Raw genomic sequence first — 12,879 nt, forward strand, 5'->3', positions numbered from 1 at the left:
ATTGATATTGATAAATTGTTTCCCGTTCTTTTCCATTGATGAAAAGAACCAAAAATCTAGTCCAGTGGTGAGATCTTTAAACCCGGAATATGCATTAGCCTATCTGTTGCGACCTGAAACTGCTTCAAAATCAGCCGTTTCACTTTAGTTTTCGGCATAACCGTAGCGGTGCTACGCTAATGCCTCCAAACTAACTGATTTTCTTGCAATTTCAGCTCTCACTACGATTCCTAATGCATAATCCGGGTTAAATTGGGTAGAACATGCTTTCCTATGAGGGCAATACGGTACCCAATTTAATTTAAGAAAAATGCTCCGGCCTGAAAATGAATGGATCTCGCTGTTCCACGACGCGAGCTAATTCACCTTCTTAACGGCCTGCTCATTTTTCTTAAACCGGTCTCACCAAAGGACCTCCTTAACTTTCGAAATCATATTATGTAATTGTTCCACTATGTGCAAAATCACGGATAGTCATTTAAGACAAAAGGGCTAAATAATTGCAAAATAGTACCGAAAAAAAGAATCACCACTGAAATGTTTCATTGACCACCTGTATTTTATTTGAGGTAAGTTCCTTTTTAATTGACTTACTTTAAGAACCGATTAGGTTTAAACTACTTCGAAACATTTCATTGATTACGATATTTTCATTAGCCCAATGAAGAAACAAACGAAAATACTGCTGATAGCAGCCATCATTTTGGTCATCGCTATCATTTTTCTATTTCCACGTTTCCAAGGAGGAAGCACCTCTAAAGCCCCCGTCCAGACGGCTGAAAGTGCCCCAGAAGAAACTCCCCAACTCCCTGTAAACGTCAAGGAAGTACAGCCAGAACGCTTGGAAAACAACCTGAATATAACAGGCAATGTACTCTCCAATGAATCTGTATCCCTACGAGCAGAAATCACTGGACTCGTGGAGTCCATCAATTTTAAAGAAGGGCAATTTGTCAAAAAAGGCACCCCACTGGTACGCCTAAATGACAATGAGCTGACCGCTCAGCTTGATCGTCTGGAGTACACCAAAAAACTATACGAAGGCCAAGAAAACCGCCAAAAGCAATTATTGGCACGTGAGGCCATTAGCCAAGAGGAATATGACGTTATCCTCAACCAATACAACACCACCCTCTCCGATATCAAACTGGTAAAGGCCCAACTCGACAAAACCGTCATCAAGGCTCCTTTTGACGGTGTGGTAGGGTTACGTCAAATTTCAGCCGGCTCTGTCATCAGCACCACGGACATCATTGCGAATATCGTCAACATCAACCCGATAAAAATCGAGTTTTCCATTCCCGAAAGATACACCAGTGAAGTCCGGATCGGCTCCAGCATTCGTTTTTCCAACAATGCCTCAGACGGCCTAAAAAACGGCAAAGTATATGCGTATGAACCAGTCATCGATGCCAACACGCGTACCCTTACACTCCGCGCCATAAGCTCAAATGACGACCGAAAATTCCTCCCAGGGATGTTCGTCAATATCCACTTTAACCTTGGGGTAGATGAAAATGCCCTCATGGTACCGTCAGAGTCATTGATCCCGGAACTCAACGGCTACAAGCTCTTTCTCGTAAATAAAGAAGGTATCGTAGAAGAAAGAAAGGTCACCATCGGGATCCGTACAGACCGCCAGGTACAAATCACCGACGGACTGACGCCCGGAGACTTGGTACTCACCACCGGTGTACTCCAGGCCAAAGCGGGCATGCAAGTAAAATACAATAAAATCAACTGATATGGCAGGTCTATCTACCGTTAGTATAAAACGCCCCGTTCTGGCCATTGTCTTTTCATTGACCATTTTACTCTTCGGGATCATCGGAATGACCTTCTTGGGCGTAAGAGAATACCCCAGCGTGGACCCACCCATCATCAATGTACGCACCACCTACGTGGGTGCCAATGCCGATGTAATCGAAGCCCAAATCACCGAACCCCTGGAAGAATCCATCAATGGGATTTCTGGTATCAAATCACTCACGTCCACCAGTAATGACGGCACCAGTAACATCACAGTGGAGTTTGACGTGGGGGCGGATATGGAAGCCGCTGCCAATGACGTGAGGGACAAGGTCTCCCGCGCCCAGCGAAACCTGCCCCCCGATGCAGAACCTCCTGTAGTATCCAAGGCTGATGCCGACTCTGAACCCATCGTATTCCTTAATGTCAAGAGTGAGCAAAAAACCCTATTGGAGATTTCGGACATCGCTGACAACATTTTTAAAGAAAGACTACAGACTATCCCAGGAGTGAGCGAAGTTAGAATCTGGGGAGAAAAAGAATACGCCATGCGCCTACGGATGGATCCCATCAGAATGGCCTCTTATGGCGTCACCCCCCTCGATGTCCTCACCAAAGTGCAAAGCGAAAATGTGGAATTGCCCTCTGGTAGAATTGAAGGCAGTACTATTGAACTTTCTGTACGTACCAAGAGTAGACTTTCGACCCCCGATGAATTCAACAATCTCATCATTAAGGAAAGTGAAAACAATATCGTCCGCTTTCAGGATGTGGGAAATGCAGAACTGGCACCACTCAATGAACGAACGGTACTGAAAAGGGAAGGTGTCCCCATGGTGGGAGTGGTCTTGGTACCCCTTCCCGGCTCCAACAGCATTGAGATTGTAGATGAATTTTACAGGAGACTGGAATTTATAAAAAAAGACCTCCCTGACGACATCGAGCTGGGCATAGGCTTTGACTCCACAGAATATATCCGAAACTCCATCAGTGAAGTCCAAGAGACTATCTTACTGGCGTTTCTGCTGGTAGTGGCCATCATTTTCCTTTTCCTAAGAGACTGGAGAACGACCTTTATCCCAGTGATCACGATTCCGATTTCCCTAGTAGGTGTATTTTTTGTCATGTATGTTATGGATTTTTCTATCAATGTACTCACCTTATTGGGAATAGTACTGTCCATTGGCCTGGTGGTGGATGATGCGATCGTGGTACTGGAAAACATCTATGCCAAAATAGAAAAAGGCGAACAACCGGGCAAAGCAGCCGAACAAGGTGCGGAAGAGATCTTCTTTGCGGTCATTGCCACCACTATTGCCCTGGCAGCAGTATTCTTGCCCGTAATATTCCTGACGGGGACCACGGGGAGATTATTTAGGGAATTTGGCGTGGTAGTGGCTGGATCGGTAATCATCTCCTCCTTTGTGGCCTTGACCATGACTCCAATGCTCAGCTCCAAACTCCTGAAGAAACGGGAGAAGCACAATTGGTTTTACAATGTCTCCGAACCGATGTTTGTATGGCTCAACAAAAAATATGAAGCCACATTGGTAGGATTCATGCGGTTTCGCTGGGTGTCTTTTGTGCTTATCTTGGTCATGGGCGGAGGCATTTACCTGTTGTTCAATGCCATTCCATCTGAGCTGGCACCGACCGAAGATCGGGGCGAAATGCGCATCAACATGAGTGGGCCTGAGGGAGCCACTTTTGATTACATGGACAGGGTGATCGACGAATTGCTGTACGAGATGATGACCACGATCCCTGAGGATGTATGGGACAGTTTTATCTCTGTAACCTCTCCAGGGTTTGGCACGGCCAGCACCAATTCCGGCTTTATCCGCGTCCGGCTCGTAGATGCCAGCGAGCGGGCCGAAAGCCAACAAGACGTCTTCGAAGATGTCTCCGAAATTCTACGTAAGAAAACCGACGTGAAGGCATTTGCCTCCCAGCCCCAATCCATCGGTGACCGAAGGGGAGGGCTGCCCGTACAATACGTCCTCCAAGCGCAAAACCTCGAAAAACTGAAGGAGGTCATCCCTACCTTCATGGATAAGGTCAACCAAAGCCCTATTTTCCAGTTTTCGGACATCAACCTGAAGTTTACCAAGCCAGAGATCGAGGTAGAAATCGACAGGGAAAAGGCCAGAAATATCGGCGTATCAGTACAGGAAATAGCAAGAACGCTTCAGCTATCCTACTCTGGACAGCGATTTGATTACTTCATCATGAACGGTAAACAATACCAAGTAGTAGGAGAAATGCAAGAAGAAGACCGAAATGCCCCAATCAACCTACGCATGCTGTATGTAAGGGCAGAAAACGGCCAATTGGTACAACTGGACAACCTGGTAAATATCACCGAAAAAAGCACACCGCCGCAGCTCTATCGATTTAATCGCTTCGTGAGTGCGACGGTATCGGCAGGGCTCGCTCCCAAGCACACCATAGGTGATGGACTGGATGAAATGGACCGCATTGCTGCGGAAGTACTGGATGACAGCTTTACCACCGATGTTGCCGGCGTTTCCAAAGAGTTCAGAGAAAGCTCCAACAGTTTGGTTTTTGCCTTTTTGTTTGCCCTGATCCTGATTTACCTGGTATTGTCAGCCCAATTTGAGAGCTTCATGGATCCACTTACTATCATGATCACCGTGCCTTTGGCCTTATTTGGAGCCTTATTTAGCCTCTGGTTGGGAGATTTCACACTCAACATATTCAGCCAGATCGGGATTATCATGTTGATTGGCCTGGTTACCAAAAACGGTATTCTCATCGTAGAATTTGCCAACCAGCGTAAAGCCCACGGCCTAGAAGTGGACGAAGCTATCATAGGTGCCGCAGTGGCCCGCTTCCGTCCCATTTTGATGACCAGTCTTTCCACTATTCTAGGGATCTTGCCCATTGCTTTGGCCTTGGGAGCTGGTGCGGAAAGCCGTATGCCTATGGGGGTAGCTGTTATCGGGGGACTGGTACTCTCTACCATTTTGACGTTGTTTGTAATCCCCGGCGTTTATACTTATTTGACATCTAAATCAGCAAGATTAGCAAGAATATGAGGAAGCAGTGTTTAGTTGTATTGAGCATGGTGGCGGCTGTATTTTCTGCTTATGGGCAGGATGAACTGTCCTTCGAACAAGCCATCATGATGGGATTGGAAAACAATTATGATGTAAAAATCGCCCTAAAGGACAATGAGCTGACCGAAATCGACAAAAAGTTAGGTGTGGGAGCTTTACTGCCCAGCTTGGACGCCACCTATGGCCGCACCACCAGCACCGAAGATGTAGAGCAGCAATTTGTCAACGAAAGCGTCCCCAAGAACATCGATGGGGCCAAGTCCTCAGGCGAAAACTTCAATATAAATGCCATTTACGGCTTTCGTTACGAAGCTGTAGTGGCCCTGAAACGCTTGGGCAAATTGAACGAAATAGGAGAGCTACAGGCCAAGGTGGTGATAGAAAATACCGTAGCGGCCATTTCGGAAGCCTATTATCGCCTTGCTGCCGAGCTTAAGCGCCACGAGGTCTTGCAAGAGACCTTGGAGCTCTCTCAGCAGCGGCTCGATATTGCCAAATCACAGTACGAACTAGGAGGAAGTTCTAAGACCGAATTTCTTGCCGCACAAGTAGACTACAATACCGATATGTCCCTCTTGGTCTCCCAAGAACAGATTATCCGTACCGCTAGAATCAACCTCAATGAATTGATGGCACTAGATGAGGAAAAAGAATTTGAGGTCACTGACAGTATAAAAATCAACCAAGACCTAAAATTGGGCCCCTTGGTAGACCAAGCCATGGACCAAAACAAAATGCTCCTCATCAACCGGAGGCAGGAAAATGTGGCTTATTTACAGCTAAAGGAAATCCAAGCTCAGCGGCTGCCTTACTTGTCACTTGACGGAAATTACCGCCAATCCGTATCCAATTCCGATGCTGGATTCCTGATCCAGAACAAACGGGAAGGGTATTCCTTCGGAGCGACCATTGGCATCAACCTCTTCAGCGGGTTTACCCTAAATCGCCAAATCCAACGTGCCCGAGTACAGCAGGAAAGTCAAGCCTATCTACTCGACCAATACGAAGTCCAGCTAAAATCAGACATCTATCGGGCATTCAACATCTATGAAAACAGCAAGCGAAGGCTGCACATCGAGCGCCAAAACTATCAGGTGGTAGAAGAAAATACAGCTATAGCTTTTGACCGATTCAAGACAGGGCTGACCAGCTATCTGGAATTCAGGGACGCCCAGGTCAACCGCCTTAACGCCGAAAGCCGGCTGATCGACGCCGTCTTTAGCACCAAAGTGGCCGAAGTAGAACTGATGAGATTGGCGGGTAAGATTTATTATAAAAGCAATGGAGAGGATATTCTGAACTAAGACAGCTATATATGCTACGGCTATAAGCCAGCAGCTTCTATCCCACTGCGATTCCTAATACATAAACCAGGTTAAATACTTGAAAAAACATGCATATATAAAATAAATTATGGATATTCATAAGACATAACCAAGAATCCTTATGAAAGTAAAACGGCACGTTATCGGTTGTTTGCTTTGTACCCTGCTTGTATTTTCCACTTTTTGCCAGGCGATGGCGAGGGAATGGATTGCCCCGGTTGACTCCACTGCCAAGACCACCCTAGCCCAAAAACAACAAGACTCACTTACTGTAGTCAATGCCATCCAGCTATCCAGAGACATTCACCGTAGCCAACATAATGAGGAAACTGAATACCAAGAAGCAGAAAAAGCAGTAAGTCTCTCATTGGAACTAGGAGACACCTTGCTCTATGCCCAATCCTTGGATAACCTAGGACTGATGTACCGCTATCACCAACGTTATGAGGAAGCCATTCCACTTCACACCAAGGCCTTTAACCTCTTAGCAGATGAAGATTCTGCATCCTTATCCAAAATGATATATGCCAATAATGCGGGAGTAGCTAGCCGGTACGCAGAGGACTTTGACAAGGCGGTATTTTACTACTTGGAGGCCCTCAAGATAGCTGAAAGTGAAAATAACCTTAGGAATATCGCCATTGCCTGCAATGGCCTCGGCAACACACTCCTCCATCTCCCTGGCCGTGGAGAGGATGCCATTGCCTATTTTGAACGATCCTTGGAAGCTGAGCGTAAGCGAAACAACACCTTGGGCATAGCGATGAACTATCTCTCCATTGGGGATTATTTTACAGAAATAGGGGAATACCAAATGGCCAGAAACTACCTCAGCAAACTATTGGACATCAACAAAGCTAGGAAAGACACCTTTGGGCTCGGAATTACCTATGAGTATTATGGCCAAAATTATTTCCATGAAGGAAGGGATCTCCAGAAAGCAGCCAATTATTTCTCCCAATCAAAAGCCCTTTTCGAGAAACTGGGAGACCTGCACAAACAAGCCGACATTGCCAAAAAACAAGCTGATGTTTATAGAAAACGGGGAAATTTAAATGAGGCTATCCAGCAGTACAATGCTTCTTGGAAATTGGCAGAACAAGTAAAAAACAAAGGCCTCATCAAAGAATGCTCCTACTGGCTCTCCACCATTTATGAGCAACAAGGGCAATTCAAAAAAGCCCTGGAATACCTCACACTCTCGCAGCAATATAAAGACAGTGTAGCGCTAATGGACCAGCAAACAAGGATCGCTGCCATCGAGAAGCGGTATGCCATTGAGAAAAAAGAATCCCAAATAGAGCTCCTCGAAAAAGACAAGGCCCTCCAAAAATCACAACTGGAAAGCCAACAAGCTGCACTTAAAAGCCATCAGGTGATCCTAGTATTGCTGGTCATACTGCTCGTATCCATCGTGGTGATTGCATTTATGCAATTCCGGAACATCAAAGCCAAGAAAAAAGCCAATGAACTGCTGAGAAAACAAAACGATCAAATCAAAGAGCAACGCGACGAAATCAAAACGGTCAACCAACAACTCGAATCCACTTTTGAAGAGCTGATCCAAGAGCAGAAAAACACGGAAGAAAAACGCATAAAACTTCTCGAAAGTACATTCGAAAACCGCATCCAGTCCTTGGCTATCCAGTCCCTCGAATCACAGATGAACCCCCACTTTTTGTTCAATGGCATGAATGCGGTACGCTGGCTGGTCATGAAAAACAAAAATGAAGAAGCCAAGGAATACATCGATACTTTTGCCCGCCTGCTACGGATGAGCTTGACCAACAACCGCAAAAAATCCATTACCCTGAATGAAGAGCTTCAGTCCACATCCCTCTATCTAAAAATAGAACGCTTGCGGTTTGACAGTGAATTTAACTATCGCATCAATATCTCCCCTAAAGTCTATCCAGAAAGGGTAAAAGTCCCCCCAAAAATCCTACAACCATTAGTAGAAAACGCTATCAAACACGGGCTACTACCTAGCAGAAAATCACCAAAAATACTCGATATAAACGTCACTGAGACGGAAGAAGGCGTACTAGTGGAAGTACTGGACAATGGCACCGGATACAGTATCTCTCAGGAAAACCCCAGTGAACCCAAGCCTGACGGAACACATCTAGGCCTTAAACTAATCGAAGAGCGTCTGGTTATCTTTAACCAACAACATCTTGGGAAGGTCCAATTTAGAATCGTACCAAGAACGGGTCCCACAGGAACCATCAAGGGTACACGAGCAGAGATCTACATTATTCACGAGACCACCTTAGACCTCGCTTAGATTCCAAACCGGATCAGGCATCTTGAATTTTCACCATACAGAGACACAATAAACAATAGAAATTTACTCCCCACACCCCTTAGCGATTAAAACGCAAACCGTATTTTTCGTTAAGTTTTCCTTTTGAATCTCAAAACAGCCAATGCGATTTTTTAAAAGTTAACAAAAAGCTATGCCCCGAAGCTTTGGACGCAGCTCCGGAGCAAGCTTTTATCATACCGATGTTTGTCAAAAAAATAATGGTATAGTCAGTCATAAAATGATAAACAAAAGATAGGACAAAACACTCTTGGTCAAAATAGCCAAAGAGGACATCAACAAAAAGAATGAGTAAGGAAGTGGTTTGGATTATAATTGCCCCTCAACAGGGATGGTTAAAAATTAGGGTTGCATTGATTTTCGCGCTAGATGTTTCCTATATTTATTAGTATAAAAACTAGTTGGTTCACCTTTAACACCCACTGAATGAAAGTAGCTATAATCGATGACGAAACCCACTGTGTGGAAAGCTTGGCCTTGGAGTTGGAGCACTTTAAGGGCGAAATAGAGATAGCCTTCGCTACCTCCAAAGTCGAGGAAGCATTAACCTACCTAAAATCATCCTCCATCGACCTATTGTTCTTGGATATAGAAATGCCACGAGTGAATGGTTTCGAGTTGCTGGACCTAATAGATGAAGTCAATTTCGAAGTAGTTTTTACCACAGCGTACAGCCAGTATGCCCTTAAGGCCTTTCAGTACAAAGCCTTTGATTATTTACTAAAGCCAATAGGTACTGAAGAACTGGCAGAGGTCATCAAAAAATACAACGGCTACCACCAAGGACTAAAAGCTGAACGTGAAGGAGAATTAATGGACTTTATTTCCTCCCTCAAGAAAGATAATATTATAAAATCCAAGATCGCTGTCCCTGTCAGTGAGGGACTGGAATTCATCAAAGTAGATGAAATTATCTATGCACAAAGTCAAAACAATTACACCGTGCTCTATCTTAGCGACCAAAGCACGCTACTATTCAGCAAGACCCTAAAAGAAGTCGAAAAGACATTAAAGAAGTATTTTTTTATAAGGATCCATCAATCCTATCTCATCAATCCCAACTACATGAAAAAGTACTTTCGCCATGATGGCGGAGGTGTGCTGATGGAAAATGGTCAATCCCTCCCCATCAGCCAGCGAAAAAAAGAAGAAATCATCACACTTTTTGAAGCTATTGCAAAAAACAAATCCTTATAAGTCTGTTCCACCAAATAATTATATTAGCTGTCCATCAACAGAAAAACAATGACTTTTATCAATTGGGCAATTTTGTAGAATTGGTGTAATTATGTTATTATTGGTATATGGCTCTTCACCAACAGCTTGCCAAAGCCACACCTAGAAAACATAGGGCGCTATTTTTTGCCGTCTTGTGCTTATGCGCCATGGTTTTTGCGTGTAATGAGGATAAAAAGAAGAAAAAAGCGGCCACTCCCTTTTGGGAAAAGCCCGTACAGCTGGACATAAAAGGCATCAAGAAACGAGGATTTATCAGGGCCATTGTAGATAATTCTTCCACCAGTTACTATATCTACCGTGGCCGTAGGATGGGATATGAATACGAGCTTCTCCGCAACTTGGCCAAACAGCTTGACGTCCAGTTGCGACTGGTCGTCAATGAAGACATCGATAAAGCCTTCCAGATGCTGAATAAAGGCAAGGCTGATATAGTGGCCATCAACCTTTTCATCAATGAGGACAGAAAAAAATATGGTGCTTTTACCAAAGACCTTAACCAGCTCTCCTCCGTTCTTGTGCAAAGGAGAAAGGCACCCGTGCTTGATTCCCTCCATCAACTGGACAACAAAACAGTCCACGTCCGAAAGTCGGCCATATACAAACAGCAACTTATTAATTTAGAAGATAGCTTACAGATCGATATAGATATCGTCGAGTCACCTAAAAACTCTGACGAGCTGGTAGATGAGGTGGTAAGGGAAAAGATCGACTATACACTGGTAGATGAAGATGTGGCCTTGGTAAATTCTACTTATTATAGTGAAATTAACATAGACCTTCACATCAATACACCTTTGCCAGTAGCTTGGCTAGTACGTAAAAATTCTCCTGATTTGCTAACGGCTGTTAACGATTGGGTCGACAAGGGAAAACAATCCACCTACTTTGCAATCTTATATGCCAAATATTTCCTGAACAAAAAAAACAGCTATTATCGAACCAAGAGTGCCTTTTCGTCAATCTCGGGTGACCAAATATCAAAATACGATGACCTTATCAAAAAGGGGGGAGACTATCTGGGATGGGACTGGAGACTCTTGGCCTCTTTGGTCTATAAAGAATCCAGGTTCAATAATGAAGCGACAAGCTACGCTGGAGCTAGAGGATTGTTACAATTAATGCCTGTCACCCTGGAGCGTTTTGGTGTAAACGACCCCAATGACCCTGCACAAAGCCTCATGGGGGGAGTCAAGTACCTTAAATACTTGGATAAATTTTGGCTTGAAAGAGTCCCCGAGACCAATGAGCGTATCAAGTTTATCCTAGCTTCTTACAATGTAGGGCATGGGCACGTTAATGACGCTTGGCGGCTAGCACTGAAATTTGGCAAAGACACCCGAAGATGGAGCAATGTTGCTTACTACCTGGAACGAAAATCCCAACCTAAATACTACCGGGACCCTGTCGTGAGAAGTGGCTATGCCAAAGGCCATCTGGCCGTGGCCTATGTACGGGATATCCTGAGCATTTATGAATCCTACAGGATATTGGTAGATCCCTACCCGAAGGAAATAGAAGACCAACCGCTCGCCAGCAACTGATCTACAATAAAAAAAGCATGGTACTAACAGCACCATGCCCTCTGGTAATCGCTCAAAATCGAGCTTATATTTTATCAAAGATTGATCTAAAGCTCGTTGCCGAAACCAGTTTACCGTGCAGCTCATCGATATGGACACGTTCTTGCTCGGTAGTATCCCGGTGACGAATGGTCACGGTATTATCTTCAAGTGTCTGGTGATCCACTGCGACACAGAATGGCGTTCCGATCAGGTCCTGACGAGTATAACGTTTTCCAATAGATGCGGCTTCTTCATAGACCACATTGAAATCAAACTTCAGCTTGTCAAAAATCTCCCGACCTTTTTCAGGCAAACCGTCTTTTTTGGTCAGTGGCAGAATGGCTGCTTTTACAGGAGCGATAGCCGGATGTAACTTTAGGTAGGTCCTCTTTTTACCTTCCTGCTCTTCTTCCGTAAAGGCATTGCAAAGTGTCATTAAGAACAAGCGGTCGGCACCGATGGAAGTTTCGATCACATAAGGGATATAATTCTGGTTTACCTCAGGATCAAAATACTGCTGCTTCTTCTTGGAGAATTCCTGATGACTCTTCAAGTCAAAGTCCGTTCTAGAGTGGATCCCTTCTACCTCCTTAAAGCCAAATGGAAAATCAAATTCAATATCCATGGCAGCATTGGCGTAATGGGCCAGCTTATCGTGGTCATGTGTTCGGAGTTTCTCTTCAGGGATTCCCAAGGCTTTGTGCCACTTTACACGAGTATCGGCCCATGCCTTGTACCAGTCCAGCTCAGTGCCGGGTCGCACAAAATATTGCATTTCCATCTGCTCAAATTCTCGCATCCGGAAAATAAACTGACGCGCCACAATTTCATTTCTAAAGGCTTTGCCGATCTGTGCAATACCGAAAGGCACCTTCATACGGGCAGTCTTTTGTACATTTAGGAAGTTGACAAAAATCCCTTGGGCTGTCTCTGGTCTGAGGTAGATGGTAGAGGCGTCTTCGGCCACTGAGCCTACCTGCGTCGCAAACATCAAGTTGAATTGACGCACGTCCGTCCAATTAGCCGTACCACTTACAGGACAGGTGATGTTTTCATTTACGATCAGGTCACGCACGCCCTCTAGGTCTTCGGCTTCCAAGAGCCTCCCCATGGTGGCAAGCAATGATTTGGCTTCCTCTTCTTTTCCTGCTTTTTCGAGTTCGGCAGCCTTGTCTTCGATCAATACATCCGCACGGTATCGCTTCTTACTATCCTTATTATCGATCATGGGATCGTTAAAGCTGTCCACGTGTCCAGAAGCTTTCCAAGTGGTTGGGTGCATGAAAATCGCTGCATCGATACCCACGATATTATCATTCAGCCTGGTCATGGACTCCCACCATAGTCGCTTGAGGTTGTTTTTGAGTTCCACTCCATAAGCGCCATAATCGTAAACGGCCTGAAGTCCATCGTATATTTCGGATGAAGGATACACAAAGCCATATTCCTTGGCATGTGAGATAATGTCCTTCAATTGTGTATTTTCGGTTGCTTGTTCTGTCTTTGCCATAGCCGCAAAAATAGGGAAATAGGTGTTAAGATTGAAAGATAAGAAGATTGAAAAATCGGAAAATTGCCGATTTTTAGCTTATCCCTTC

The 12,879-nt window shown here is 44.8% G+C and carries 7 protein-coding genes; 6 read left to right on the forward strand and 1 reads right to left on the reverse strand.

Translation table 11 applies throughout. The features are described from left to right. Positions 1–661: 661 nt before the first annotated feature. The 6 genes from DN752_RS09745 (at position 662) to DN752_RS09770 (ending at position 11,260) form a co-directional block, all read left to right on the forward strand. Positions 662–1,744 carry an efflux RND transporter periplasmic adaptor subunit gene (locus DN752_RS09745; RefSeq protein ID WP_112783760.1) on the forward strand — a complete coding sequence of 361 codons (1,083 nt, stop codon included), beginning with the start codon at positions 662–664 and terminating at the stop codon, positions 1,742–1,744. Between the two features lies 1 nt (position 1,745). Beyond that, positions 1,746–4,808, forward strand: coding sequence for an efflux RND transporter permease subunit (locus DN752_RS09750; RefSeq protein ID WP_112783761.1), 3,063 nt, complete (start codon positions 1,746–1,748; stop codon positions 4,806–4,808). Next, positions 4,805–6,133 carry a TolC family protein gene (locus DN752_RS09755; protein ID WP_112783762.1) on the forward strand — a complete coding sequence of 443 codons (1,329 nt, stop codon included), beginning with the start codon at positions 4,805–4,807 and terminating at the stop codon, positions 6,131–6,133. The genes DN752_RS09750 and DN752_RS09755 overlap by 4 nt, the downstream gene beginning before the upstream one ends. Before the next feature lie 142 nt (positions 6,134–6,275). Continuing rightward, the gene (locus DN752_RS09760) at positions 6,276–8,441 is read left to right on the forward strand and encodes a tetratricopeptide repeat protein (RefSeq protein ID WP_112783763.1); all 2,166 of its coding nucleotides are present in this window, start codon (positions 6,276–6,278) and stop codon (positions 8,439–8,441) included. A gap of 465 nt (positions 8,442–8,906) precedes the next feature. After that, on the forward strand, positions 8,907–9,677 hold the full coding sequence (locus tag DN752_RS09765) for a LytR/AlgR family response regulator transcription factor (RefSeq protein ID WP_112783764.1): 771 nt from the start codon (positions 8,907–8,909) through the stop codon (positions 9,675–9,677). A gap of 107 nt (positions 9,678–9,784) precedes the next feature. Further along, positions 9,785–11,260, forward strand: a complete 1,476-nt coding sequence (locus DN752_RS09770; protein ID WP_245949498.1) for an MltF family protein — start codon at positions 9,785–9,787, stop codon at positions 11,258–11,260. Between the two features lie 64 nt (positions 11,261–11,324). Here DN752_RS09770 and DN752_RS09775 read toward each other — a convergent pair whose 3' ends face one another. Further along, complete coding sequence (locus DN752_RS09775) at positions 11,325–12,791, reverse strand: glycine--tRNA ligase (RefSeq protein WP_112783766.1); 1,467 nt, start codon at positions 12,789–12,791, stop codon at positions 11,325–11,327. Between the last annotated feature and the right edge of the window lie 88 nt (positions 12,792–12,879).

It is taken from the genome of Echinicola strongylocentroti (assembly GCF_003260975.1).
GTDB lineage: Bacteria > Bacteroidota > Bacteroidia > Cytophagales > Cyclobacteriaceae > Echinicola > Echinicola strongylocentroti.

Excerpts from the sequence above, each read along its gene's own strand:
- DN752_RS09745 (WP_112783760.1), top strand. The coding sequence starts at position 662 with ATGAAGAAACAAACGAAAATACTGCTGATAGCAGCCATCATTTTGGTC.
- DN752_RS09750 (WP_112783761.1), top strand. The coding sequence starts at position 1,746 with ATGGCAGGTCTATCTACCGTTAGTATAAAACGCCCCGTTCTGGCCATT.
- DN752_RS09755 (WP_112783762.1), top strand. The coding sequence starts at position 4,805 with ATGAGGAAGCAGTGTTTAGTTGTATTGAGCATGGTGGCGGCTGTATTT.
- DN752_RS09760 (WP_112783763.1), top strand. The coding sequence starts at position 6,276 with ATGAAAGTAAAACGGCACGTTATCGGTTGTTTGCTTTGTACCCTGCTT.
- DN752_RS09765 (WP_112783764.1), top strand. The coding sequence starts at position 8,907 with ATGAAAGTAGCTATAATCGATGACGAAACCCACTGTGTGGAAAGCTTG.
- DN752_RS09770 (WP_245949498.1), top strand. The coding sequence starts at position 9,785 with ATGGCTCTTCACCAACAGCTTGCCAAAGCCACACCTAGAAAACATAGG.
- DN752_RS09775 (WP_112783766.1), bottom strand. The coding sequence starts at position 12,791 with ATGGCAAAGACAGAACAAGCAACCGAAAATACACAATTGAAGGACATT.